Genomic DNA, 23,890 nt, shown 5'->3' with positions numbered 1-23,890 from the left:
GCTGAGTCCTTACTGCGGCCGCTGGGGCGCCGCGCCCGCCGGGGCGCCATCGCCGCCGGGAACCGGGGCGCTTGCGCCGTCGCGGTGGCGCCGTCCTTCGGCATGGGCGCCGGAGGCACCCGCCGCGCTCGAAGCCCCGCTGCCGCTGGCACCACCCGAGCCGCCGTCGCGGCGGCGTCCGCGCCCGCGCGGCGCGCTGGCCGGCACCAGCGCGGCAGCGCGCGCTGCCGGGTCCACGGTTTCCACCGTCATGCCTTCCTTGAGCCGGTCCGCGCCGTCGATCACCACGCGCTGGCCGGGCTGCACGCCCTTGGTCACGACGGTACGCTCGCCGTCCGACGGCCCCAGCGTGACCACCTGGACCTTGACCTTGCTGCTCTCGTCCACCACATACACGAAGGTACCTTGCTGGCCGCGCTGGATGGCCGCCACCGGTACCACGGTGGCATCCTCGATGGTGTCCACGCGCGTGCGCATGTTGACGAACTGGTTAGGGAACAGCAGGCCGTCGGTATTCTGGAAGATCGCCTTGAGCTTGACCGTGCCGGTGGTGGTGTCGATCTGGTTGTCGGTAGTCAGCAGCGTGCCCTCGGCAAGGCGGTTGCGCGCCTGGCGGTCCCAGGCCTGGACCGGAATGGTCTCGCCGGCATGCAGGCGCTTGAGTACCGAAGGCAGGTTGTCTTCGGGGATGGTGTAGAGCACGGCGATCGGCTGGATCTGGGTGATCAGGGCGATGCCGTTGGTGTCGCTGGTGCTGACGATATTGCCCGGATCGACCTGCCGCAGGCCGATGCGGCCCGAAGCCGGCGCCACGATGCGGGTGTAGCCCAGTTGCAGGCGGGCGCTGTCCACGTTGGCCTGGTCGGTCTTGACCACGCCTTCGTACTGGCGCACCAGCGCGTCCTGGGTGTCGACCTGCTGGCTGGAGATCGAGTCCTGTCCAAGCAGGGTGCGGTAGCGCTTCTGGTCCAGGCGGGCGTTTTCCAGCAGGGCGCGGTCGCGCGCCAGCGTGCCCACGGCCTGGTCCAGCGTGGCCTGGAACGGGCGCGGGTCGATCTCCGCAAGCACATCGCCGGCCTTGACCATCTGGCCCTCCTTGAACAGCACCTTGAGCAGCGGACCCGACACCTGGGCCCGCACGGTCACGTTGGCCACCGGCGTGACGTTGCCCAGGCCGTTGAGGATGACATCCATATTACGTTGGGCCACGGTGCTGACCACCACCGGCGAGCGCTGGCCACCGGGGCCACCGGGGCCACCAGGACCGCCGCGGCCGCCCGGGCCACCGGGACCACCGGCTGCGCCGGGCGCGCCAGGGGCGCTGGCGGCGGGGGTACGGTGCTGGTACCAGTACCAGCCGCCGCCGGCCAGTAGCAGGATCAGCGCGGCGGCGATCAGTTTGCGGCGGCGTGAGGCAGCCTTGGGCGGCGGTGGCAGCTTAGCCTGTTGATGTTCTTCGGGTTTGGCCATGACCGGATCCTGGGAGCGACGCGAAAAAGAGAGCGCGTTCGAACAAATTTCGGAGTAAGAGAGGCAGCAGTATGCCGTAATGCCATCGGCACGTGCCGCAGGCAGCACGCGGCTTGTAGTGGCCGGGCGGCATCGGGGCGGGTCCGTTTAGTCCGGCGACCGCCGGCAACGGCAAACATAAGCGAAGCATAATGCGCCTTGATGCTCCTCGTGTTTCAACGCCGGCATCCATTCTTACAGACCATTACCAGCGGCTCGGGTGTAATGCCCTGAAACAATTCGCCCGGATTGCCGCGCCCAGCCTAGCTATCATCTGCCTATGCGAGTCAATCAGCCTACCCAGATCCTGGTCGTCGACGACGATCCCGAACTCCGCGACCTGCTGCGCGAGTATTTAAGCCAGCAGGGTTTCGCCGTGTCCGTGCTGCACGATGGCGAAGGTTTGCAGGCGCGCCTGGAGCGCGAGCGGCCGGCCCTGATCGTGCTCGACCTGATGATGCCGAAGGTGGACGGCCTGACAGCGCTGCGCAACCTGCGTGCCAAGAACGACGATATTCCCGTGATCCTGCTGACCGCGCGCAGCGACGAGATCGACCGCATCGTCGGGCTGGAGATCGGCGCCGACGATTATCTCGGCAAGCCGTTTTCGCCGCGCGAACTGCTGGCGCGCATCAATGCCGTGCTGCGCCGCAAGCTGGCGCGCCCGGCCGCCGCGCCGGAAGACCGCGAGGGCATCGCCTTCGGGCCCTTCCGCGTCAACTTTCGCCAGCGCGCGCTGGCGCGCGCCGGCGAGCAGATGGCGATCAGCGATACCGAGTTCGCGCTGCTCAAGTTGCTGCTGATGCATCCGCTGGAGGTGCTGTCGCGCGAGCGCATCGTGGAACTGATGTACGGCACCGCCAGCGGCATCAGCGATCGCGGCATCGACGTGCAGATCTGGCGTCTGCGCCGCCTGCTCGACGAGGACGCCCAGCGTCCCCGCTACATCCAGACCGTGCGGGGGCGAGGCTATACCTTCGTGCCTGACGAAGCAGACGACATACCGCAATGAAGCTGCGCATCGATACGCTGTTCGGACGCATCGCGCTGCTGATCGCAGCCGTGCTGGTACTGAGCCATTTTTCCTGGCTTGCCATCCTGCGCATGGATCGCCGCCAGCAGCAGGTGGATTACTCCGTCGAACAGATGATGTTCCAGTTCGAGAGCATCCAGCGCGCGCTCGCCGCGCAGCCTCCGGCCAGGCTGCCGAGCCTGGTGGAAGTGGCCAGCGAGGCCAGCGCGGCGGAGCATACCGTGGCGGCCAAGGGCAGGGCGCGCCGGCTGGTCGAGAAGTTCGCGCAGCGCATGCCGGCCGGTACCCAGGTGCGGCTCGAAGAAGAAGAGACGTCGCGCATCTGGATCAAGCTACCCCAGCGGCAGGACTGGATCGCGATGCCGGTGCTGTGGGTGGTCAACCCGCCGCCCGACAATCGCCTGCTGCCCGGCGTGATCCTGGTGGTCGGTGTGGCCATGGCGGTGGCCTTGCTGATCGCCTGGCAGATCCAGCGCCCGGTGCGCGACATGGCCGCGGCCGCCGAGCAGTTGTCGCGCCAGCACACCGTCGAGCCGCTGCGCGAACGCGGCCCGCACGAGTTGCGCCAGCTGATCGTGCGTTTCAATCGCATGATGGCCGACCTGACCCGCATCGACCAGGAACGCAACACCATGCTGGCCGGTATCGCCCATGACCTCAAGACGCCGCTGGCGCGGCTGCGGCTGCGCGCCGAGATGCTGGCCGATCCCAAGGCGGCGGCTGGCGTGACGCGTGACGTCGAATCCATGTCCGCCATCGTCGAACAATTCCTCACCTTCGCCCAAAGCGGCGAGCCTGCCGCCCGGCCGGTGCCGGTGGACCGCCGCATCGGTGAACTGGCCGCTTCGCTGGCGGAGCAGGACAAGCCGGTGGAAGTGTCGCTGATGGCAGGCGAAGGATTCCGGTTGATTGCCACCCAGCTCGACCGCATCGTTGGCAATCTGATCGACAACGCGTATGCCTATGGCGCGCCGCCGGTGCTGCTCAGTACCTCGCGCCAGGCCGATGGCTGGCATATGGGGGTGGAAGACCACGGCGAAGGCATTCCGCCGGAAGCGATGGACAAGGTGACGCTGCCTTTCGTGCGACTGGATCCGGCGCGCGGCGGCAATGCGCATTCGGGCCTGGGCCTGGCCATCGTGGACCGGCTGGTGCGCCAGGCGGGCGGGCGGCTCGTGCTGGAAAACCGTGCCGAGGGCGGGTTGCGGGTGGAAATGGTGTTTCCGTTCGCGGCGCTGGCACAGGCAGCCTGAACGCCGCTCCAAATGCAGCTTCGGCGCCGCGCCGGCCACCTGCCGCGGCGTCCGGAGTGTCTCAATCCTGGAACACTTTCGGGTAAATTCTCCCGCCGCGGGCGCTTCCGCCTGGCGTCATGGCCACGCGGGCCAGACGATGTCTCGCATGGTACGCAGATTGCAGCACTTACTTGCTCTGTGCGCTTTGGCGACGCGTAGTGCCATTCCAGTTGATCAGGAGACGCATCATGGCAACTTTCGTAGCACTCTTAAACTTTACCGACCAGGGAATCCGTACCGTAAAAGACACAACCAAGCGCGCCGCTGCCGTTCGCGAAATGGCGAAGAAAAACGGCATCGACATGAAAGATATCTACTGGACGCTCGGGCAATATGACCTTGTAGTGACCTTTACCGCGCCCGACGAAGCTACCATGACCGCGTTCGGACTGTCCCTGGGCATGGCGGGCAATGTGCGCACGCAGACGCTGCGTGCTTTCTCCGCAGACGAGATGGATGGCATCCTCGGCAAGATGCCGTAAGCGCATTCCTCATACCGGCTCGCCAAGAAGAAAGCCCGCATCGTGCGGGCTTTCTTCTTGGCCTTGGATGCGTTCCGCCTTCAGGCGCCGGGCACCTTCTTCTTTTCGCCGATGCGGCTTTCCTTGCCCGCCAGCAGCTTGCCGATATTCTGGCGATGGCGAACCACCAGCAATACGCTGATCGCAAAGACCGCGCCGGCGATCACGTCCACGCCCTGCATCAGCACATAGAAGAAGGGCGCGAAGACCGCGGACACCAGCGCTGCCAGCGACGAATAGCGGAAGAAGAATGCCATGATCAGCCAGGTGGCCATCGTGCCCGCACCTAGCAGCGGGTCGATGGCGAACAGGATGCCGGCTGCGGTAGCCACGCCCTTGCCGCCGGCGAAGCGGAAGAAGACCGGGAACAGGTGGCCCAGGAAGACCGCCACGGCCACCAGCGCGATACCGGTGTCGTCGAGGCCGTAGGCCGGGCCGAAACGCTCCGCCAGCCAGACCGCCAGCCAGCCTTTCAAGGCGTCGCCGATCAGCGTCAGTACGGCGGCTTTCTTGTTGCCGCTGCGCAGGACGTTGGTGGCGCCAGGATTGCCGGAACCGTAGGTGTGCGGGTCAGGCAGGTTCATGGCCTTGCTGACCACGACGGCGAAGGAAATGGAGCCGATCAGGTAGGCGGCGAGGGTGAAGATTAGGTTGGCCATTTGGGGGAACCGGGTATTTGAGGCTGGCGGGATTGTAGCGTGGAAGGGGGGTGGGGGGCGGGCTATGGCGGTGTGCGAAACGGTTGGCTTTTGATTTTGGCGGTGTTGGTTGTTGCACCCAACAGCGTACGACATCCCCCTGCGGGGGACGCCGGTCACTCTTCTTTGCTTCGGCAAAGAAGACTAACGAGAAGAAAGCCGACCCTGCCGGGGGCAGAGCAATCAGGCTTGTGGGCCTCGGTGGTTGCGTCGTACGGCCCTGAGTGTTGGCTGGCGTGCCTTACTGACTCGAAGGGCAGCGCAATCGCATGACCCATGGGTTTCGTGGTGGGGCCCCTGACCTCGTGCGCGGTGCCTGCTCCCACATCTGCCGTTCGCGGCGCGAATTGCTGCAGCGTATCGTGCCTTGCTGGTTTCGTGGTTTTGTCTCTGACGGCGAATAGCGTGCCAATTGACACCCTGCCGTACCGGCGCTGGCCGTGACTGAATACAACCGTCTTCGTTTCTGGGTGGGCACCGTGGCCCGGTCAGCGAAGACGGAAGGATCTGGCGACGGTGTTGGGCGGTTCGCTGCCACTTCATGAGCGAGGCTGCCGGCAATTGAGCACGGGCCACCGCGCCCACCACGAAACCCATCATTGCGAAATTGCGCAGCGCCCACCTCCGCGAACGGCAGGGACTGAACAATCACTGCGCTTGCCGTCAGAGACAAAACCACGAAACCAGTAAATCTCGAAGATTCGCGGCCGTTTGCACCGCGTACGGCAGATGGCCGAATGGGCAGGGCACCCGCCATCAGGGGCTGCACCACGAAACCCGTGTGGCGCGCAGTGGTGCAGCGGGGAAACCGGTAGGACATGTCAGCCGAAGCCACTGCCCGCACGACGGAATCACTGCCGCCGAACAGCCTGATTGCTCTGCCCCCGGCAGGGTCGGCTTTCTTCTCGTTAGTCTTCTTTGCCGAGGCAAAGAAGAGTGACCGGCGTCCCCCGCAGGGGGATGTCGTACGCTGTTGGGTGCAACAACCAACACCGCCAAAACCAATCCCAACCCCGCAATAAAAAACCAACGGTTTTGCCCCCCAACCCCAACCAAGTCCCCCTCAATCCACCAACGCACACTCCACCACCTCAGCCCCCACCAACCCCACCAACACCTGCGGATCAATACTAACCAGATACCCCCTACGCCCCCCATTAATATAGATCCGCCCCATCGCCAGCACCCCAGCCTCCACAAACACCGGCATCCGCTTGCGCGTCCCAAACGGCGAAGTACCCCCCACCATATACCCGCTATGCCGCTGCGCCACCTCCGGCTTGCACGGCTGCACGCTCTTGCGCCCCGTCTGCCGAGCCAGGTTTTTCGTCGACACCGAACAATCCCCGTGCATCAGCACGATCATCGGCTGCGCCTTCTCGTCCTCCATCACCAGCGTCTTGATCACGGCATGTTCATCCACGCCAAGCTGGCGCGCCGACTCCCCGGTGCCCCCATGCTCGACATAGTCATAGGCATGTTCGCCAAAGGCAACGCCATGCTGCTTGAGGAACTGGGTAGCGGGGGTTTCCGAAACGTGTTTGGACTTGCTCATGATGGAATGACTGTTCGCAATGACCGCGCAAAAAAACCTACCCGCGCGGATGATGCTGCTGATGCAGATCCCGCAAGCGCTCGCGCGCCACATGCGTATAGATCTGCGTAGTGGAAATATCGGCATGCCCCAACAGCAACTGCACCACGCGCAGGTCTGCGCCGTGGTTGAGCAGGTGGGTGGCAAAGGCATGCCGCAACGTATGCGGGGACAACGGCGCGTAGATCTCGGCGTCGCGCGCGTGGCGCTTGATCAGGTGCCAGAAGGCCTGCCGCGTCATGCCCTCGCCGCGCTGGGTGACGAACAGCGCGTCGCAGGCGCGCTCGCCCAGCAGCGCGGGCCGGCCTTCGGCGAGGTAGCGGCGTAGCCAGTCGCCGGCTTCGGTGCCGAAGGGAACCAGCCGTTCCTTGTTGCCCTTGCCGCCGACCACGCGCGCCACGCCTTCGTTGAGGCCGACTTCGATGGTCTTCATCTGCGTGAGCTCGGACACGCGCAATCCGCTGGCGTACATCAGCTCCAGCATGGTGCGGTCGCGCAAGCCGAGCGGAGTGGCGGTGTCGGGCGCTTCAAGCAGGGCTTCGACCTGGGCTTCGGTCAGCGTCTTGGGAAAGCGCGGCGGCTGCTTGGCCGGGCGCAGCAGCAGGCAGGGATCGGCCGTGATCATGTGCTCGCGCACCGCCCACTGGTAAAAACGCTTGAACACGGTGAGCCGCCGGTTGGCCGACGATGCGCGCGTCTCGAGGTGGCGCGATGCGAAGTAGCCATTGAGGGCGGCATCGTTCACCCCCAGCAGCGTGGCCGTAGCCGTGCCATGCAGCCAGCGCGAAAGCAGCGTCAGGTCGCGCCGGTAGGCGTCGATGGTGTTGCGCGCCAGCCCGTCTTCCAGCCACAGCGCATCGCAGAAACGGTGGACCAGGTCCAGGTCGGCAAGCAGCTCGGGGCTGTCCTGGGCTTCGGTGCCGCCTTCGACGGAGGCGATATCGTTCATGCCAGCATCACCCCTTCGTGGATCAGCAACCAGCGTTTGATGTCAAGGAAGAAGCCATCGCCCTGGTGGTTGGCAAAGCCGCCGATGCCGCTGGCGCCGACCACGCGGTGGCAGGGAATCACCACCGGGAAGTAATTGGCCCCGCACGCCTGCCCGACCGCGCGCGGCGCGCTGGCGATCTGCCGCGCCACGGCGCCATAGGTGGTGACCTTGCCGCGCGGCACGCTCGCGATGGCTTGCCATACCCGGCGCTGGAAGGCGCTGCCGACCGGCGCCAGCGGGATATCGAAGGGGGCATCCGGATCGGCGTAGTAGGCCTCGAGTTGCCGCGCCAGCCGTCGCGCGACCGCATTGGCGGGTTCGATGAGCTTCATGCTCTCGGGCAGGTAGACGATCTCGCGGATGGTTTCGCCGTCGGTACGCACGCCGATCTTGCCGAAAGGCGCGGGAAGGATGGCGTCGAAGATGGAGTCCATGGCAGGGTGCGGAAGGCGCGAGCCTGGATTTTAGAGCATGGCGGAGCCGGTGGGATGCCCGGTGGCGTGCGAGGCGCTCGGGCGGCGCTTTGGTGGAGGCATGCAACCGCTTGCCTGCGGGTTTCCCCTTCCTTGAGTTCTGCCTCTCCGTATTATTTAATTCAAATTGAATTAATTAATGCAGCGGCGAATCCGTCCTGTGATCCAGGCGGCGCCCAGAACAACACCGGAGACGATATGAACAGTGCCAAGGCCGGCCGCGGCGTGAATTCCGCCAGCCTGCGGCTGTACAACGAGCGCGCGCTGCTGCTGGCGCTGCGCCGGGCCGGGGAGGCGTCCAAGGCCGATCTCGCCCGCATGGCCCAGCTCACCAACACGGCGGTGGGCAGCATCGTGCAGACGCTGACCGAGGATGGCCTGATCGAAGTCGCCGGCCGCAGGCAGGACGGGCAGCGTGGCCAGCCGGCCAGCCTGATCCGCCTGCAGCCGAAGGGGGCGTTCGGCATCGGCGTGCGGCTGGACCGCGCCAGCATCGAGTGCGTGATGGTGGATTTCGGCGGCGAGATCCTCGCCACCCGCGCCCACCAGATGATCCTGCCGCACCCGGATCAGGCGCTCGAGATCGTGCGCGGCGACGTGGCCGCGCTGCGCGCGCAGCTGACGCCGGCCGAACGCAAGCGCCTGCTCGGCATCGGCGTGGCCCAGCCCTACAACCTCGGCGCCTGGCTGCGCGAACTGGATCTGCAGGACGAGGCTTCACAAGCCACCTTCCGCGCCTGGGATGCGGTGGACTTCGCCGCCGAACTGGCGGACGCCACGGACATGCCGGTGTTCGGCGAGAACGACGGGACCGCCGCCGCCGTGGCCGAACTGTTCTACGGCCGCCACCACGCGCAGAGTTTCCTCTATGTCTTCCTCGGCCCGGCCATCGGCGGCGGCGTGGCGCTCAACGGCGACTGCGTGCGCGGCGTGTCGGGCAATGCCGGCGATATCGGCATGATGCCGGTCCAGCCGGGCACGCTGGCCTCGGCGCCGCGCACCGGCAAGCGGCGCGACATCCTGCTGGCACGCGCTTCGCTCAATGCGCTGACCCGGCACCTGCGCCATCACGGTGTGACCATCGACGGCCACGCGGATCTGGAAGCGCAGGTGCGCAACCAGCATCCGGCGGTGGGGGAGTGGCTGGAAGACTGCATCGACGCGCTCGCGCCGGCTATGCAGTCCGCGCTGGCGGTGCTCGACGTGCCGCTGATCATCCTTGACGCCGACATCGATGCCGGCCTCGTGGCGGCGCTGATCGGGCGCCTGCAGACCGAACTGGACGAGGGCGCGCCGGAGGCGCGGCGCCCGCCGCGCGTGGTGCGTGGTTGCTTCGGTGCCAACGCCGGCGCGGTGGGTGCCGCCTCGCTGCCAATGTTCATGAACTTCTCGCCGCGGGCCGAAATGCTCAGGGGCGCATCCGCCATGATTCCGGAGGCCAACCATGCCATCGTCTGACCTGTCCGATTTTTCCGGCGCGTGTGCCAGGCCGCCCTTGCTGGCGCTGCGCAATATCTGCAAGACCTTCCCCGGCGTGCGCGCGCTGCGCAATGTCGAGCTGACCGCCTATGCCGGCGAGGTCCATGCCCTGATGGGTGAAAACGGTGCCGGCAAGTCGACCCTGATGAAGATCCTGTCCGGTGCCTACACCGCGGATCCCGGCGGCGAATGCCATATCGACGGGCAACGGGTGGAGATCGACGGGCCGCAATCCGCGCGCGACCTCGGCGTGGCGGTGATCTACCAGGAGCTGAGCCTGGCGCCCAACCTGAGCGTGGCGGAGAACATCTACCTTGGCCGCGCGCTGCAACGGCGCGGGCTGGTGGCGCGCGGCGAAATGGCGCGCGCCTGCGAGCCGACGCTGGCCCGGCTCGGCGCGGATTTCTCGCCCGTTGCCTGTGTCTCCAGCCTGTCGATCGCGCAACGCCAGCTGGTCGAGATTGCGCGTGCCGTGCACTTCGAAGCGCGCATCCTGGTGATGGACGAACCCACCACGCCGCTGTCCACGCACGAGACGGACCGCCTGTTCGCGCTGATCCGCCAGTTGCGCGGCGAAGGCATGGCGATCCTCTATATCAGCCACCGCATGGCCGAGATCGACGAACTGGCCGATCGCGTGACGGTGCTGCGCGACGGCTGCTTCGTCGGCACGCTGGACCGCGATCACCTGTCGCAGGCGGCGCTGGTCAAGATGATGGTGGGGCGCGACCTGTCGGGCTTCTATACCAAGACGCATGGCCAGTCGCGCCAGGGCGAGGTGATGTTGTCGGTGCGCGATATAGCGGACGGGCGCCGCGTCAAGGGCTGCAGCTTTGATCTGCGTGCCGGCGAGGTGTTGGGACTGGCGGGCCTGGTCGGCGCGGGCCGCACGGAACTGGCGCGGCTGGTGTTCGGCGCCGATGTGCGTACGCGCGGTGAGGTGCGCATTGCAAGCCCGGCCGGGATGGTCACGCTGCCACCCGGCGGCCCGCGCCAGGCCATCGATGCCGGCATTGCCTACCTGACCGAGGACCGCAAGCTGCAAGGCCTGTTTCTCGACCAGAGCGTGCTCGAGAACATCAACCTTATCGTGGCCGCGCGCGATGCCCTCGGGCTTGGACGCCTGAACCGGCCGGCCGCGCGCCGGCGGACCACGGAGGCCATCGACACGCTCGGCATCCGCGTCGCGCATGCGCAGGTCAATGTGGGTGCGCTGTCGGGCGGCAACCAGCAGAAGGTGATGCTGTCGCGGCTGCTGGAAATCCAGCCGCGCGTGCTGATCCTCGATGAGCCCACCCGTGGCGTGGATATCGGCGCCAAGTCGGAAATCTACCGCCTGATCAACGCGCTGGCCGAGAGCGGCGTGGCGATCCTGATGATCTCCAGCGAGCTGCCCGAAGTAGTGGGCCTGTGCGATCGCGTACTGGTCATGCGCGAAGGTGCGCTGGCCGGCGAGGTCCGCCCTGCCAGCAGCGCCGCCGAAACCCAGGAACGCATCATTGCGCTGGCGACGGGCGCGGCGCAGCCGGCGGCGGGCTGGACTGGCACGCCATTGGCCGCGGCCGTCAATGCCGCCGCGGGCAACGCAACAAGCAGCATGCTGCACTGAGACAGGGCGGAGCCTCTCCGCCACCCGCAAGAGATATTGACGCCGCCCTGCAGATCCCCGCAGCCGCCGGCGCAGGAGACAACCATGCACGAATCCATCACCCGTCCCGTTCCTTCCTCCGGTCCGGCCGCGCCGTCGGCGTCCCTCGGCCGCATCACCACGCAGGAGCGCCTGCGCGCGCTCGGCATGCTGCCGGTGCTGGTGCTGCTGTGCATCGGCTTCACGGTGCTCACCGAGAACTTCGCCGGCTGGCAGAACCTGTCGATCATCGCGCAGCAAGCTTCGATCAATATGGTGCTGGCCGCGGGCATGACCTTCGTGATCCTGACTGGCGGCATCGACCTGTCTGTGGGGTCGATCCTGTCGATCTCCGCGGTGGTGGCGATGCTGGCATCGCTGTCGCCGCAGCTAGGCATGCTGAGCGTGCCGGCCGCGCTGCTGTGCGGCTTGCTGTTCGGCATCGTCAACGGGGCCCTGGTCGCTTTCATGAAACTGCCGCCGTTCATTGTTACGCTCGGCACGCTGACCGCCGTGCGCGGGCTGGCGCGGCTGGTCGGCAACGACAGCACGATCTACAACCCGGATATCGGCTTCGCCTTCATCGGCAACGCAGAGGTGCTGGGCGTGCCCTGGCTGGTGATCATCGCCTTCGCCGTGGTGGGGGTGTCGTGGTTCGTGCTGCGCCGTACCGTGCTGGGCCTGCAGATCTACGCGGTGGGCGGCAATGCGGAAGCGGCGCGGCTGTCCGGCATCAAGGTGTGGGTCGTGCTGCTGTTCGTCTATGCGGTCTCGGGTTTGCTGTCCGGCCTCGGCGGCGTGATGTCCGCCTCGCGGCTGTACGCCGCCAACGGCCTGCAACTGGGCCAGTCGTATGAGCTCGACGCGATCGCGGCGGTCATCCTTGGCGGCACCAGCTTCGTCGGCGGCACCGGCTCGATCGTCGGTACGCTGGTGGGGGCGCTGATCATCGCGGTGCTGTCCAACGGGCTGGTGCTGCTGGGCGTGTCCGATATCTGGCAGTACATCATCAAGGGCCTGGTGATCATCGGCGCGGTGGCGCTCGACCGCTACCGCCGCAAGGGCTCGGCACGTACCTGATGCGCTTGCGCTGAACACACCGGCTACTGGAGACACGACATGTCCAAGCATTACCTGGCGGCACTCACGCTGGCGGCAATGAGCGTACTGTGCACCGGCGCGGCGGCGCAGGGCGCGCCGGACCCGGCGTCGGCGCCCGCGGCCGCGCAAAAGCCGTTGAAGAAGGTCGGCGTCACGCTCGGCTCGCTCGGTAATCCGTACTTCGTCGCGCTGGCGCACGGCGCCGAAGCCGCGGCCAGGAAGATCAACCCGGAGGTCAAGGTCACGGTGCTGTCCGCCGACTACGACCTCAACAAGCAGTTCTCGCATATCGACAGTTTCATCGTGTCCAAGGTGGACCTGATCCTGATCAACGCGGCCGATGCGCGTGCCATCGAACCGGCGGTGAAGAAGGCGCGCAAGGCCGGCATCGTGGTGGTGGCGGTGGACGTGGCGGCGGCGGGCGCCGACGCCACGGTGCAGACCGACAACACCCAGGCCGGCGAGCTTGCCTGCGGCTTCCTCGCCGAGCGGCTGGGCGGGCGCGGCAACCTGATCATTCAGAACGGCCCGCCGGTGTCCGCGGTGCTGGATCGCGTGAAGGGCTGCAAGACCGTGCTGGGCAAGCACCCCGGTATCCATGTGCTCTCCGACGACCAGGATGCCAAGGGCTCGCGCGAGGGCGGGCTGAACGTCATGCAGCTTTACCTGACCCGTTTCCCCAAGGTCGATGCGGTGTTCACCATCAACGACCCGCAGGCGGTCGGCGCCGACCTGGCCGCGCGCCAGTTGAACCGGCGCGGCATCCTGATCGCCTCGGTCGACGGCGCGCCCGATATCGAGGCCGCGCTCAAGGCCAACACCCTGGTCGAGGCCTCGGCCAGCCAGGACCCCTGGGCCATCTCGCGCACCGCGGTGGAGATCGGCGTGGGGCTGATGAACGGCAGGCCGCCCGCAAGCCGCACCGTGTTGCTGCCGCCTGCATTGGTTACGCGCGCCAATGTGAACGACTACAAGGGCTGGTCCGCGCCGCGCTAGCGTGGCCAGCGGCCACGCCAACCCGCTTCAAACCGATGAATCGAATAACCAACCGACTGGTGACATGATGCAAAGCAATGCTGTAGGCGCAGTACCCGAATTCGACTTCGTGCTGTTCGGCGGCACCGGGGACCTGGCCACGCGCAAGCTGCTGCCGGCGCTGTTCGACGCGCACTGCGTGGGCTCGCTGCATCCGCGCGGGCGCATCCTCGCGCTGGGCAGCCAGCCGCTCGGCCAGGAAGCCTACCTGACCATGCTGGAGGCCAAGGTGCGTCCCGCGCTGCCGGCGGCCGCGGCCGACGAAACATGGCGCTCGTTTGCCGAGCGCATTCTTTACCTGCAGGTGGATGCCAACGCGCCGGACGGTTTCGATTCCCTGGCCGAACTGGTGCGCGCGCGCGCCGCCCCGGTGGTGGTGTTCTACCTGGCCACGGGGCCGCACCTGTTCGTGCCGATCTGCGACCATCTGGCCCGCACGGGGCTTAATCACGCCGGCGTGCGTATCGTGCTGGAGAAACCGCTGGGTCATGACCTGGCCTCGTCCGACGCGATCAACTCCGCGGTGGCGCGCCATTTTGCCGAAGACCAGATCTATCGCATCGATCATTACCTGGGCAAGGAATCGGTGCAGAACCTGATGGCGATGCGCTTCGGCAATGTCCTGTTCGAGCCGCTGTGGCGGCGCGAATGGGTGCGCGATGTGCAGATCACCATCGCCGAGGAAATCGGTGTGGAAAAGCGTGGCGCGTTCTACGACGGCATCGGTGCGTTGCGCGACATGGTGCAGAACCACCTGCTGCAACTGCTGTGCATGGTGGCGATGGAGCCGCCCTCCAGCCTGTCCGAGGACGCCATCCGCGACGAGAAGCTCAAGATCCTGAAGGCGCTCAAGCCGATCGCGCTGAACGAGGTGGCGGAGAAAGTGGTACGTGGACAGTACTGCCGCGGCGCGGCGAGCGGCGATGCGGTGCCGGGCTACGTGAACGAGCCGGCCGTCTCGCCCGACAGCCAGACCGAAACCTTCGTCGCCATCAAGGCGGAGATCGCCAACTGGCGCTGGGCCGGCGTGCCGTTTTACCTGCGCACCGGCAAGCGCATGCAGTCGCGCGTGGCGGAGATCGTGATCCAGTTCCGCGACGTCCCGTATTCCCTGTTCCCGCGCCCGCTCGACCACGAGCCCGGCAACCGGCTGGTGATCACGCTGCAGCCGGAGGAAAGCATCCGCCTGCATTTCCTGGTCAAGCATCCTGGCGACACCCAGGCGCTGCAGCCCGCCACGCTGGATCTGCAACGCATGTTGCCGCGCGGGCAGGGCGGTCGCCATGAGCGCAAGACCGGGGCTTACGAGCGCCTGCTGCTTGACGTGATCCGGGGCCGTCTCGGGCTCTTCGTGCGGCGTGACGAACAGGCACAGGCCTGGCGCTGGGTCGCGCCCATCCAGCAGGCATGGGCGCAGAGCAATCTCGCGCCCAAGCTCTACACCGCGGGCACCTGGGGGCCGGCCGCGTCGAGCGCGCTGCCTTCGCGCGATGGCGCGGTCTGGCATGAAGAGCTGTGAAGTCAGCTTGAGGGATACCGCCGCCCTTGCCATGGCCAGGGCGGCGGCGAGTACAGGAGTTGAACCGATGTCCAATATGTCCCACCACCTGCCCACCTGGCAACGGCTGCAGGCGCATGCCCAAGTCATCCGCGATGCCCACCTGCGCGACTGGTTCGACGGCGAGCAGGGCGAAGCCCGCGGTGCCCGCTTCGTGGCCGAGGCGGCCGGCCTGACGCTGGACTATGCCAAGAACCGCGTCACCGACACCACGATGGCGCTGTTGTTCGAACTCGCCAGCGAGGCGGGCGTAACCACGCGGCGCGATGCGATGTACCGCGGCGAAGCGGTCAATACCACCGAGCGCCGCGCCGCGCTGCACATGGCGCTGCGCGCGTGGCCGGAGGATGGTTTCCATGCGCAGGGCGTGCCGGTGGCCGGCGACGTGGCCGCGGTGCTGGCGCAGATGGAACGCTTCGCCGGCGCGGTGCGCGGCGGCACATGGCGCGGCTGGAATGGCCGCGTGATTGCCGATGTGGTCAATATCGGCATCGGTGGCTCGGACCTGGGTCCGCGCATGGTCTGCCGCGCGCTCGCGCACCTGGATAGCGAAGGGCCGCGCATGCATTTCGTCGCCAACGTGGACGGCAGCGATCTCGCCGCGGTGCTCGCGCGGCTGGATGCCGCCAGCACGCTGGTGGTGGTTTGCTCCAAGACCTTCACCACGCTCGAGACCATGGCCAACGCGCAGACCGCGCGCGCCTGGTTCCTGCGCCACGGCGTGCCGCAGGCGCAGCTGGCAAGCCATTTCGTCGCGGTTTCCACCAACCGGGAGGCCGTGGTGGCGTTCGGCATCGATCCCGTCAACATGTTCCCGTTCTGGGACTGGGTGGGCGGGCGCTTCTCGCTGTGGTCGGCGGTGGGCCTGTCGATTGCGCTGGTGGTCGGCTTCGATCGCTTCCGCCAGTTGCTTGACGGCGCCCGCGCCATGGACCGGCATTTTGCCGAGGCCGGCGCGCCGCGCAACATGCCGATGATCCTCGGCCTGCTCGATGTCTGGTATCGCAGCTTCCTGGGCACCGGCAGCCGCTGCGTGGCGCCGTACTGCGAGCCGCTCGAATTGCTGCCGGCCTTCCTGCAGCAGCTTGAGATGGAGAGCAACGGCAAGTCCGTGCAGCTCGACGGCGCCGCCGCCGCGCAAGGCACTGCGCCCGTGGTGTGGGGCACCACCGGCACCAACGGCCAGCATGCCTACTTCCAGATGGTGCACCAGGGTTCGCACTGGATGCCGGTGGATTTCATCGCCGCGCTCGAACCGGCGTACGCGATGCCCGGCCACCATGGCAAGCTGCTCGCCAACTGCTTCGCGCAGGGCGAGGCGCTGCTGCGCGGCCGCACCGCCGAGGAGGTCAGGGCGCTGGGCGTGCGGGACGAGGCGCTGGTGCCGCACATGGTGTTCGAGGGCAACCGGCCCAGCAATACCTTGCTGCTGCAGCGGCTCGATCCCTGGCACCTGGGTGCGCTGATTGCGCTCTCGGAGCACCGCACCTTCGTGCAGGGCGTGCTTTGGAACATCAATTCGTTCGACCAGTGGGGCGTGGAACTCGGCAAGCAACTGGCTGGGCCGATCGCCTGCGAGCTCGACGGCGGACCGGTGCGGCCCCACGATGCTTCCACCGCCGGCCTGATCCGGCGCGCGCTGGCCGCGGCGTCGGCGTGGCAAGGCTGAGGCGCGGCGCGCGGCCGCTATCCAACACAGTAGAGGATGCAATGACAACGACACCATGGCCTGCGTACGTCGTCTTCGGCGAGGCGTTGACCGATATGGTCCACCAGGGCGGTCAGGACTGGCTCGGCCTGCCCGGCGGCTCATGCTGGAACGTAGCCCGCGTGGGCGCGCGGCTGGGCATTCCCACCGCGTTCGCCGGCGCGATCAGTTGCGACGCGCTGGGCGACCAGCTCGCCCTGGCCAGCGAGGACGCCGGCCTTGACCTGCGTTTCCTGCAGCGCGTCGAACGCTCGCCGCTGCTGGCTTTTGTCGGCGCGCAGCACCCGCCGCAGTACTTCTTCGTGGGCGACGACAGCGCCGATCTCTACTTCGATCCCGCGCGTTTGCCGCAGGGCTGGCGCCAGGCCGCGCGCACGGTGCATTTCGGCTCGCTGAGCCTGGCGCGCCAGCCGCTGGCCGCGCGCCTTTGCGAAGAAGCCACGCAAGCAGCGGCGGCGGGCAAGCGCATCGCCTTCGACCCCAATTTCCGCATGCCCATGCGCGCGCCGGCGTACCAGGCGGTCTTTGCGCATCTCGCCGGCCTGGCGGACTACATCAAGGTCTCGGACGAGGACCTGCGCGGCCTGTATCCGGCACTGGATGAACACGCCGCGCTGGCCGCGCTCAGGGCGCTGGCCCCGCGCGCGAGCGTGCTGCTGACGCGCGGCGCCGATGGCATGACGCTGCTGCATGGAGATGCGGTTTGCGAACAGCCGGTGTTTGCCGTCGATGTGGTCGACACCGTGGGCTGCGGCGATGCCGCCATGGGAGGGTGGATGGCGGGATTGCTGCTGGATCCCGGGGCGACACCGGCGCGGCAGGCGCGATGGGCGGCGGCTAGCGCGGCGGTGGCGGCTACGCGGGCGGGGGCGTATTCGCCCACGGTTGCGGAGGTCGAGGCGCTGCTGGGCAAGATGGCCGTTCCGGCCTGACGGGGCCGGAACGGCGCCATACGGCGCAGCATCTGTTGAATCTTTCCTTCAATACAGCTAGAATTTTTCCGAACAACCATTTAACGGAACCAAGGTTCCAAAAAACGGAACCAGAAATTCTAGCCGGCCGCACCGCCGGGTGACGGGTGCGGCCCGAAGGGAAAGATCCCGCATGAGCATTCTTGAAGGCGTCGAAAGCGTGCTGGGCCTGTTCGAACAGGGCCGGCACGAGATTGTCTTTAACGACATCACCGACGAACTCGGCCTGGCCAAGAGTTCCGCGTCGCGCCTGCTCGCCCAAATGGTGAAATACCGCCTGCTGGAGATGCATCCAGCCACGCGGCGCTATCGCCCTGGCGTACTGCTGATCCGCGCGGCGCAAGCGGCCACCCAGGCACATCCCTTCGACGAGCAATGCCGTGACCTGCTGGCGGCGCTCTCGGAATCCACCGGTTTTACCGCCTACCTTTCCATGCTCGACGGCACCGACACCGTGGTGCTGCAGCGCCTGAACGGCAGCAATCCCGTCCAGGTGCTGTCCCCGCCCGGTACGCGCCGGTCCGCCTTCACCACGGCGATGGGGCGCGTGCTGCTGTCGCGCCTGTCCGGCGAGGCGTTCAGCGAGCGCTACGGCAAGTTGGCCGGCAAGAAGCTGCCGGATGCCCCGGCCGGTTGCCCCGCGACGGTGGGGGAATTGCGTGAGCGCGTGGCGGCCGCGCGCGCGGAGCGCAGCGCGATCGCCATCAACGAAGGCATGCCGGGCATCGGCGCGGTTGCCACCACGATTGCCGATCCGGCGTCGGGCGACCTGCGCGGCCTGTGCTTGTCCTTTACCGCCATGCAGGTCGGCCAGGCGCAGGCGCAGGCATTGCGCGACGCGCTGGTGGAGGCGGTAGCTGCCCTCGGCCAGCGCATTGGCGACCCGCTGTGGCGCGACCCGCCGGCACTCGCGGATGAATAACGCAGAAGATCCCCACACTCCCATGGAATTACTGTTACTGAGCAATTCAAGCAGCGACGAGGGCTACCTCGTCCATGCACACGACGCGATCGCCGAACTGGCTGGCGGACGCCGGCAGGCATGCTTCATTCCTTTCGCGGGCGTGACGCGCGAATGGGACGACTACGAAGCCCTCGTGCGCGATGCACTGTCGCCGCTGGGCCTGGCCACGCACTCGCTGCATCGCGCGGCCGATGCAGGGGCCGCCATTGCCGCCATCGACACGGCCGAGCTGATCGTGGTCGGCGGTGGCAATACCTTCCGCCTGCTGCAATGCCTGCGCGAGCGCGGACTGCTCGCCGCGATCTCCGCGCGCGTTGCCGCCGGGCACGCCCGCTATCTGGGCTGGAGCGCGGGATCCAATCTGGCTTGCCCGAGCATTTGCACCACCAACGACATGCCGGTGGTCTATCCGGGCGGCTTCGACGCGCTCGGGCTGGTGCAGTTCCAGATCAATCCGCACTACTTCAATCTCACCGTGCCTGGTTTCCGCGGGGAAACGCGCGACCAGCGCCTGGCGGAGTTCACCACGCTGGCGCCGCATATGCCCGTACTGGGTTTGCCGGAGGGCAACTGGCTGCGCGTTTCCGGCGAGCGGTTCGACATGGGCGGGCCGCACCAGGCGCGCTGGTTCAAGGGGCCGTCCACCTGGGACGTTGCGCCGGGCGCACTGGTGCTTCCAGAGTAAGCAGGGCAGGGCCAATTGGAAATGAGCGCGCGAGTCGCGGGAGGTCAGGCAGGATGTCGATGAAGCAGGTTATTGAGTCGATCGAGTTGCTCTCGGCGGCAACGGTCGACGGCGAGACGGTCGCCGCGCTGCTGCGTGCGCGCGGCGTGGCCGATGTCACTGTCACGCGCGTGGAAGAGGGCGGGCTGTACACGGATTTCCTCGCCTGCACGCTGCCAGGCCGGGACCCCGGCTTGCCGGCGCTTGGCCTGGTCGGGCGGCTCGGGGGCGTGGGTGCGCGCCCGGCCGTGACCGGGCTGGTTTCGGATGCGGATGGCGCCATCGTTGCGATTGCCGCCGCGCTCAAGCTGGCCGACATGGCTGCCACCGGCGACGTGCTGGCCGGGCCGGTGCGGATTCACACCCATATCTGCCCGCACGCGGCCACGCGGCCGCACCATCCGGTGCCGATGATGAAATCGCCTTTCGCAATGCGCAGGATGATGTCGCATGAGGTGCATGCCGGGATGGCCGCCATCCTGTCGGTGGACACCACGCGGGGCAACCGCTTCGTCAACCGCCGCGGCGTGGCGCTCACGCCGGTGGCCAAGGAGGGCTGGCTGCTGCGCCTGCCCGAGCGCATGCTGGACGTGATGGGCTGGGTCAGCGGCGAACTGCCGGCCGTGCTGCCGCTGACCACGCAGGACATCACGCCATATGAAAACGGCCTCTGGCACGTCAACTCCATCATGCAGCCGGGCATCGTCACCACCGCGCCCGTGATCGGCGTGGCGCTGACCGCGCAGACCACGGTGCCGGGCTGCGCCACCGGCGTGACCAACGCCTTCGACCTCGACGTGGCCACGCGCTTCTGCATTGAAGTGGCCAAACTGTTCGGCCCTGGCAACTGCGCCTTCTACGATGAAGCCGAGTGGGCCGAATTGCTGCGCCGCTACGGCTCGCTGGCGCATCTGCAAACGGTGGGGCGTGAAGCATGATGCCGGCCCGCCGTGAACCGCGCGTGGGATTCGTCACCATCGGGCAGTCGCCGCGTGTGGATGTGGTGCCGCAGATGATGGCCGACCTTCGCATGCCGGTGGTGGCGGAGGAGTTCGGCATTCTCGACGCGCTGGACGCCGCCGGCATCGCGGCAATGGCGCCGGGCGCCGGCGAGTATCGCTTTGCCACCCGCATGCGCGACGGCAGCCAGGCGGTGGTCGGCAAGCCCGTTGCGCAAGCGCGCCTCGCGCGGCTGCTGCAATCGCTGGACGACGGCCGCTTCGATGTGCTGGTGCCGCTATGCACCGGCACGGCGCTGCCGCCGCTGAACACGCTGGTGGTGGAGCCCCAGCAGGTGGTGGATCACCTCACCGTGGCGCTTGCATCAGGTTGCAAGCGTCTTGGCATCGTGCTGCCGCTGGAAGCGCAGGTGAAGGACTTTCACCTGATCCAGCCGGTGCCTTGCGAGCTGCGCGTGACCCACGCCTCGCCCTATCTCGATGCCATGAGCGGACGCTTCGCGCAGGCCGGCGAAGCCCTGCGCGGCTGCGACCTGATCGTCATGCATTGCATGGGCTTCACCGAGGCGATGCGCCTTGAGGTGGCGCGGCATGCGCAGGCACCGGTATTGCTGTCGAACCGCATGGTGGCCACCGTGCTGGCGCAGGTGCTCGATCGCACTGATGCCGCGCGGGCATAAGCCGACTAACCGGGGTGCGGGCAACCCGGCAGACCTGTTACCCATTGCCCATGACATAGCTGGAGCGCGACTCAAGATGGAAAAGCTGGTGAAACGCATGCGGCCGCTGCTACGCGGCTTGCTGACGGTGGGCGTAGGCATGGCCGCGGTATCGACGGTATCGGTTGCGCAGGCGCAGGAGTGGAAGCCAGCAAGGCCGGTACGGCTGCTGGTCGGTTTTGCGCCGGGCGGCTCGGCGGACCTGCTGGCGCGGCTGGTGCAGGCGCCGCTGTCGGACAGCCTGGGGGTTCCCGTGGTGGTGGAGAACGTGCCCGGCGCCGGTGGCAATATCGCCGCCGACAAGGTTGCGAAGTCCCCGGCGGATGGCTACACCATCGGCATGGGTGCCGCCGGCGCGATGGCCGTGAGCCATCTGCTCAATCCCAAGGGAACGCCCTACAAGGTGGAGGATTTCACGCCCATCGTGATGCTCGCCACGCAACCCAATGTGGTGATCGTCGCCCCCACCTTGCCGGTGCGGAACATGGCCGACTTCGTCACCTACGTGAAGCGGACCCCGTCGGCCACCTTCGGCACGTCGGGCGTCGGCACCTCCAATCACCTGATCGCCGAGACCATGCTGCACCGGCTCGGGATCGACATGGTCCATGCGCCGTACAAGGGCGCCACCCCGGTCATCACCGACCTGATGGGCGGGCATATCGCCATGACCGTGGACAATATCACCACGGCAGCCAGCCTGGTCCAGGCTGGCAAGGTCAAGGCGCTGGCCGTCACCGGCAGCACGCGCTCCGCGTTGCTGCCCGGCGTGCCGACGCTGGCGGAAAGCGGGCTCAAGGGCTTCGACATGCCCACTTGGCAGGGCATTTTCGGCCCCAGGGACCTGCCAAAGCCGGTTGTGGAGCGCTTCAACAAGGAACTGGTGAAAGCGCTGGCGCGGCCGGAGGTGAAGAAGAAACTGGCGGAGTTCGGCTCCGAACCGGTGGGCGATACGCCTGAGCACTTCGCCAGCTTCCTGGCGCAGGACCGCAAGATGTGGGCGGGGGTGATCAAGTCCGCCAACGTCACGCTCGAATAAGCGGCACCGGGGCGCAAATGCCCGCCAAATAAAAAGGCCCCCGTATCGGGGGCCAACGATGCGCTGAAGCCTGGCGTTCATGCCGGCAGGCGCGGTATCACTGCTCCAGCTTGATGTTCTGCACCTTGACCAGGTGTTTCATCTTTTCGAATTCCTTCTTGATCTCGGCCGCGTGCTCCGCCGGGGTGTTGCCCGAGGGTTCGGCGCCGGCGGCGCGCAGGCGCTGCTGGAAGTCCTTGTCCTGCAGTGCCTTGACGGCGGCTTCATTGAGCTTCTTGATGACGTCGTCAGGCGTGCCGGCCGGGGCCACCAGCCCGTACCAGGCCGGGTCGTTCGGCTCCTTCAGGCCCAGTTCGCCGAAGGTCGGCACGTTCGGCAGCGCGTCGATCCGCTTGTTCCATGCCACCACGATCGGGCGCAGCTTGCCGGCCTTGATGTAGGGCATCGAGGAGGGCAGGTTGTCGACCATGATGGGTACCTGGCCGGCCAGCACGTCGTTCAGTGCCGGGCCCGCGCCGCGGTAGGGGATATGGACCATGAAGGTCTTGGTCGAGACCTTGAACTGCTCGCCCAGCATGTGGCCGAAGGCGCAGGTGCCGGATGTGGCGTACGAATACTTGCCCGGATTGGCCTTCAGCGCAGCCAGGAACTCCTTGTAGTCCTTGGCCGGGAAATTCGGGTTGACCGCGATCACGTTGGCTACGTTGGCCAGGTTGGTGATGGGCTTGAAGTCCTTGATCGGGTCATACGACAGCTTGGGATTGCAAGCCGGGTTGACCGCCATGGTGGACACGGTGGAGATGCCGATGGTGTAGCCGTCGGGCGCGGCCTTGGCGATGGCGTCGGCGCCGATCGAGCCGCCGCCGCCGGCGCGGTTTTCCACCACCACGGGCTGGCCCAGGATGCGGCTCATCTGGTCGGCCGCGCCACGGCCCACGATATCCGTGGTGCCGCCGGGCGCGAACGGGATAATCAGCCGGATCGGCTTGCTCGGGAAGCTTTGTGCCTGCGCCAGGGTGGCGGCGGCTGCCAGGCCCAGGGCCAGTGCGATTTTGCTGGATTGCATGAGATCGTGTCTCCCGTCAAAAGACCGGGCGGGGATATCCCGCCCTAGGTAAAGAACGCCGGCCAGGCATCCGCGGTGGCGGAGCGGCGAGGCCGGCGGCGTGAGTTCTGGCGGGCGGGCTTAGTGGCCGCCCTTGGCGGTCAACCGCCCAGGAGTCCGCGCTTGAGTTCCCGGTCGACCGGATGGTCGCCAAGGAAAACGCGCAGCACCGCCTGGTAGAAATCCTCGCCCGGGATCGGCTTGCCGCGCGGCGTGCCGTTGATGGCGACCATGGTGCCGCCATCGGGCGAGAAGTCGAAATTGATCACGTCGCCCTTGCGGGCCGTGCCCATCTGCTCCATGGTCTGCCTGAGCTGGAGCATGCGGTCGGATAGCCGCTGCAGCTGGAGCTCGCTGTGGTTTTCGCGAAGCCCGTCGTTCAGCGCCTTGATAAAGGTATCGGGTGCGACTTCGCGCAGCGGCCGGATCTGCAGGCGCTTGGGACCGTGGCCGCCCAGCACCACGGTGGCGTTGCGCGCCTTTTCCGGCAGGTAAAGCGCGGCCACATAGCCCTTGAGAATGAACGCCGAGCGCAGCCCGGTGCCATTGAGCTGCAGTTCCTTGCCGCCGACCCGGATCGCATCGTCGATGCGCATCCCCTCGACAACGTTGGCGCGCGCGTGCCCCGGCGGCATGGCCAGGGCCGAGCCCACGCAGAGGGTGAGCGCCAGCTGGCTGGCGCGGCGGCGCAGCGATGCACGCACGGACGGGGTACGACGGGAAAACATGGAAGCTGGACGGTACGACGGAACGTGCCATATTCGTCGATTTCTGAAACAATACCAAT

22 protein-coding genes are annotated in these 23,890 nt (G+C 67.0%); 15 read left to right on the top strand and 7 right to left on the bottom strand.

Annotation, left to right across the window (positions count from 1 at the left end; all coding sequences use genetic code 11):
• Positions 1–9: 9 nt before the first annotated feature.
• Complete coding sequence (locus AC1DS6_RS25130; RefSeq protein WP_477103379.1) at positions 10–1,470, bottom strand: MdtA/MuxA family multidrug efflux RND transporter periplasmic adaptor subunit; 1,461 nt, start codon at positions 1,468–1,470, stop codon at positions 10–12.
• A gap of 319 nt (positions 1,471–1,789) precedes the next feature.
• Here AC1DS6_RS25130 and AC1DS6_RS25125 point away from each other — a divergent pair, with 319 nt between their 5' ends.
• From AC1DS6_RS25125 to AC1DS6_RS25115, 3 genes are all read left to right on the top strand, one after another.
• Complete coding sequence (locus tag AC1DS6_RS25125) at positions 1,790–2,521, top strand: response regulator (RefSeq protein WP_441635283.1); 732 nt, start codon at positions 1,790–1,792, stop codon at positions 2,519–2,521.
• The gene (locus tag AC1DS6_RS25120; protein WP_441635281.1) at positions 2,518–3,795 is read left to right on the top strand and encodes an ATP-binding protein; all 1,278 of its coding nucleotides are present in this window, start codon (positions 2,518–2,520) and stop codon (positions 3,793–3,795) included. Before AC1DS6_RS25125 ends, AC1DS6_RS25120 begins: the two co-directional genes overlap by 4 nt.
• A 230-nt stretch (positions 3,796–4,025) precedes the next feature.
• Positions 4,026–4,319 carry a GYD domain-containing protein gene (locus AC1DS6_RS25115; RefSeq protein WP_441635279.1) on the top strand — a complete coding sequence of 98 codons (294 nt, stop codon included), beginning with the start codon at positions 4,026–4,028 and terminating at the stop codon, positions 4,317–4,319.
• An 80-nt stretch (positions 4,320–4,399) separates the two neighbouring features.
• Here the strand turns inward: AC1DS6_RS25115 and plsY are convergent, their stop codons facing one another.
• From plsY to AC1DS6_RS25095, 4 genes are all read right to left on the bottom strand, one after another.
• On the bottom strand, positions 4,400–5,017 hold the full coding sequence (plsY, locus tag AC1DS6_RS25110; protein ID WP_441635277.1) for a glycerol-3-phosphate 1-O-acyltransferase PlsY: 618 nt from the start codon (positions 5,015–5,017) through the stop codon (positions 4,400–4,402).
• Positions 5,018–6,119: 1,102 nt separating this feature from the next.
• Positions 6,120–6,611, bottom strand: coding sequence for an aminoacyl-tRNA deacylase (locus tag AC1DS6_RS25105; protein ID WP_441635275.1), 492 nt, complete (start codon positions 6,609–6,611; stop codon positions 6,120–6,122).
• A gap of 37 nt (positions 6,612–6,648) precedes the next feature.
• On the bottom strand, positions 6,649–7,599 hold the full coding sequence (gene xerD / locus AC1DS6_RS25100) for a site-specific tyrosine recombinase XerD (protein ID WP_477103378.1): 951 nt from the start codon (positions 7,597–7,599) through the stop codon (positions 6,649–6,651).
• Positions 7,596–8,075: a methylated-DNA--[protein]-cysteine S-methyltransferase gene (locus tag AC1DS6_RS25095; protein WP_276286799.1), complete on the bottom strand. Its 480-nt coding sequence runs from the start codon at positions 8,073–8,075 to the stop codon at positions 7,596–7,598. Before AC1DS6_RS25095 ends, xerD begins: the two co-directional genes overlap by 4 nt.
• 237 nt (positions 8,076–8,312) lie before the next feature.
• Between AC1DS6_RS25095 and AC1DS6_RS25090 the strand changes: the two genes are divergently transcribed.
• The 12 genes from AC1DS6_RS25090 (at position 8,313) to AC1DS6_RS25035 (ending at position 21,998) form a co-directional block, all read left to right on the top strand.
• Positions 8,313–9,572: an ROK family protein gene (locus AC1DS6_RS25090; RefSeq protein ID WP_441635271.1), complete on the top strand. Its 1,260-nt coding sequence runs from the start codon at positions 8,313–8,315 to the stop codon at positions 9,570–9,572.
• Positions 9,559–11,202, top strand: coding sequence for a sugar ABC transporter ATP-binding protein (locus AC1DS6_RS25085; protein ID WP_441635269.1), 1,644 nt, complete (start codon positions 9,559–9,561; stop codon positions 11,200–11,202). The genes AC1DS6_RS25090 and AC1DS6_RS25085 overlap by 14 nt, the downstream gene beginning before the upstream one ends.
• An 84-nt stretch (positions 11,203–11,286) precedes the next feature.
• Positions 11,287–12,300 carry an ABC transporter permease subunit gene (locus AC1DS6_RS25080; RefSeq protein ID WP_441635267.1) on the top strand — a complete coding sequence of 338 codons (1,014 nt, stop codon included), beginning with the start codon at positions 11,287–11,289 and terminating at the stop codon, positions 12,298–12,300.
• Positions 12,301–12,339: 39 nt separating this feature from the next.
• Positions 12,340–13,317 carry an ABC transporter substrate-binding protein gene (locus AC1DS6_RS25075; protein ID WP_441635265.1) on the top strand — a complete coding sequence of 326 codons (978 nt, stop codon included), beginning with the start codon at positions 12,340–12,342 and terminating at the stop codon, positions 13,315–13,317.
• A gap of 67 nt (positions 13,318–13,384) precedes the next feature.
• Positions 13,385–14,875 (top strand): glucose-6-phosphate dehydrogenase, encoded by a 1,491-nt coding sequence (gene zwf / locus AC1DS6_RS25070; RefSeq protein ID WP_441635291.1) that lies wholly within the window; start codon positions 13,385–13,387, stop codon positions 14,873–14,875.
• A gap of 76 nt (positions 14,876–14,951) precedes the next feature.
• Positions 14,952–16,583, top strand: a complete 1,632-nt coding sequence (gene pgi / locus AC1DS6_RS25065) for a glucose-6-phosphate isomerase (protein ID WP_477103384.1) — start codon at positions 14,952–14,954, stop codon at positions 16,581–16,583.
• Between the two features lie 41 nt (positions 16,584–16,624).
• A complete protein-coding gene (locus tag AC1DS6_RS25060) occupies positions 16,625–17,554 on the top strand; it encodes a carbohydrate kinase family protein (protein ID WP_441635263.1) in 930 nt (309 codons plus the stop codon).
• A 172-nt stretch (positions 17,555–17,726) separates the two neighbouring features.
• Positions 17,727–18,515, top strand: coding sequence for an IclR family transcriptional regulator (locus AC1DS6_RS25055; RefSeq protein WP_477103377.1), 789 nt, complete (start codon positions 17,727–17,729; stop codon positions 18,513–18,515).
• 22 nt (positions 18,516–18,537) lie between these two features.
• Positions 18,538–19,242: a dipeptidase PepE gene (pepE, locus tag AC1DS6_RS25050; protein ID WP_477103376.1), complete on the top strand. Its 705-nt coding sequence runs from the start codon at positions 18,538–18,540 to the stop codon at positions 19,240–19,242.
• 53 nt (positions 19,243–19,295) lie between these two features.
• Positions 19,296–20,219 (top strand): DUF1177 domain-containing protein, encoded by a 924-nt coding sequence (locus AC1DS6_RS25045; protein WP_477103375.1) that lies wholly within the window; start codon positions 19,296–19,298, stop codon positions 20,217–20,219.
• Positions 20,219–20,920, top strand: coding sequence for an AroM family protein (locus AC1DS6_RS25040; RefSeq protein ID WP_477103383.1), 702 nt, complete (start codon positions 20,219–20,221; stop codon positions 20,918–20,920). The genes AC1DS6_RS25045 and AC1DS6_RS25040 overlap by 1 nt, the downstream gene beginning before the upstream one ends.
• A gap of 76 nt (positions 20,921–20,996) precedes the next feature.
• Complete coding sequence (locus AC1DS6_RS25035; protein ID WP_477103374.1) at positions 20,997–21,998, top strand: Bug family tripartite tricarboxylate transporter substrate binding protein; 1,002 nt, start codon at positions 20,997–20,999, stop codon at positions 21,996–21,998.
• A 97-nt stretch (positions 21,999–22,095) separates the two neighbouring features.
• On the opposite strand, the gene AC1DS6_RS25030 is transcribed toward AC1DS6_RS25035, so the two are convergent.
• Positions 22,096–23,064 (bottom strand): tripartite tricarboxylate transporter substrate binding protein BugE, encoded by a 969-nt coding sequence (locus AC1DS6_RS25030; protein ID WP_477103373.1) that lies wholly within the window; start codon positions 23,062–23,064, stop codon positions 22,096–22,098.
• Between the two features lie 140 nt (positions 23,065–23,204).
• Entirely contained in the window at positions 23,205–23,831 is a 627-nt protein-coding gene (locus AC1DS6_RS25025) for a chalcone isomerase family protein (protein WP_477103372.1), read from the bottom strand.
• Positions 23,832–23,890: the final 59 nt, after the last annotated feature.

The sequence above is a fragment of the Cupriavidus sp. 05L310 genome, from assembly GCF_056398185.1.
Note: the sequence above shows the minus strand (reverse complement) of the source record. Positions and strands in the feature narration are given on the sequence as shown.

Excerpts from the sequence above, each read along its gene's own strand:
- AC1DS6_RS25055 (WP_477103377.1), top strand. The coding sequence starts at position 17,727 with ATGAGCATTCTTGAAGGCGTCGAAAGCGTGCTGGGCCTGTTCGAACAG.
- AC1DS6_RS25105 (WP_441635275.1), bottom strand. The coding sequence starts at position 6,611 with ATGAGCAAGTCCAAACACGTTTCGGAAACCCCCGCTACCCAGTTCCTC.
- AC1DS6_RS25060 (WP_441635263.1), top strand. The coding sequence starts at position 16,625 with ATGACAACGACACCATGGCCTGCGTACGTCGTCTTCGGCGAGGCGTTG.
- AC1DS6_RS25080 (WP_441635267.1), top strand. The coding sequence starts at position 11,287 with ATGCACGAATCCATCACCCGTCCCGTTCCTTCCTCCGGTCCGGCCGCG.
- zwf (WP_441635291.1), top strand. The coding sequence starts at position 13,385 with ATGCAAAGCAATGCTGTAGGCGCAGTACCCGAATTCGACTTCGTGCTG.
- AC1DS6_RS25120 (WP_441635281.1), top strand. The coding sequence starts at position 2,518 with ATGAAGCTGCGCATCGATACGCTGTTCGGACGCATCGCGCTGCTGATC.
- AC1DS6_RS25125 (WP_441635283.1), top strand. The coding sequence starts at position 1,790 with ATGCGAGTCAATCAGCCTACCCAGATCCTGGTCGTCGACGACGATCCC.
- AC1DS6_RS25025 (WP_477103372.1), bottom strand. The coding sequence starts at position 23,831 with ATGTTTTCCCGTCGTACCCCGTCCGTGCGTGCATCGCTGCGCCGCCGC.
- AC1DS6_RS25040 (WP_477103383.1), top strand. The coding sequence starts at position 20,219 with ATGCCGGCCCGCCGTGAACCGCGCGTGGGATTCGTCACCATCGGGCAG.
- AC1DS6_RS25035 (WP_477103374.1), top strand. The coding sequence starts at position 20,997 with ATGGAAAAGCTGGTGAAACGCATGCGGCCGCTGCTACGCGGCTTGCTG.
- xerD (WP_477103378.1), bottom strand. The coding sequence starts at position 7,599 with ATGAACGATATCGCCTCCGTCGAAGGCGGCACCGAAGCCCAGGACAGC.
- AC1DS6_RS25045 (WP_477103375.1), top strand. The coding sequence starts at position 19,296 with ATGTCGATGAAGCAGGTTATTGAGTCGATCGAGTTGCTCTCGGCGGCA.
- AC1DS6_RS25130 (WP_477103379.1), bottom strand. The coding sequence starts at position 1,470 with ATGGCCAAACCCGAAGAACATCAACAGGCTAAGCTGCCACCGCCGCCC.
- AC1DS6_RS25095 (WP_276286799.1), bottom strand. The coding sequence starts at position 8,075 with ATGGACTCCATCTTCGACGCCATCCTTCCCGCGCCTTTCGGCAAGATC.
- pgi (WP_477103384.1), top strand. The coding sequence starts at position 14,952 with ATGTCCCACCACCTGCCCACCTGGCAACGGCTGCAGGCGCATGCCCAA.
- plsY (WP_441635277.1), bottom strand. The coding sequence starts at position 5,017 with ATGGCCAACCTAATCTTCACCCTCGCCGCCTACCTGATCGGCTCCATT.
- pepE (WP_477103376.1), top strand. The coding sequence starts at position 18,538 with ATGGAATTACTGTTACTGAGCAATTCAAGCAGCGACGAGGGCTACCTC.
- AC1DS6_RS25090 (WP_441635271.1), top strand. The coding sequence starts at position 8,313 with ATGAACAGTGCCAAGGCCGGCCGCGGCGTGAATTCCGCCAGCCTGCGG.
- AC1DS6_RS25085 (WP_441635269.1), top strand. The coding sequence starts at position 9,559 with ATGCCATCGTCTGACCTGTCCGATTTTTCCGGCGCGTGTGCCAGGCCG.
- AC1DS6_RS25075 (WP_441635265.1), top strand. The coding sequence starts at position 12,340 with ATGTCCAAGCATTACCTGGCGGCACTCACGCTGGCGGCAATGAGCGTA.
- AC1DS6_RS25115 (WP_441635279.1), top strand. The coding sequence starts at position 4,026 with ATGGCAACTTTCGTAGCACTCTTAAACTTTACCGACCAGGGAATCCGT.
- AC1DS6_RS25030 (WP_477103373.1), bottom strand. The coding sequence starts at position 23,064 with ATGCAATCCAGCAAAATCGCACTGGCCCTGGGCCTGGCAGCCGCCGCC.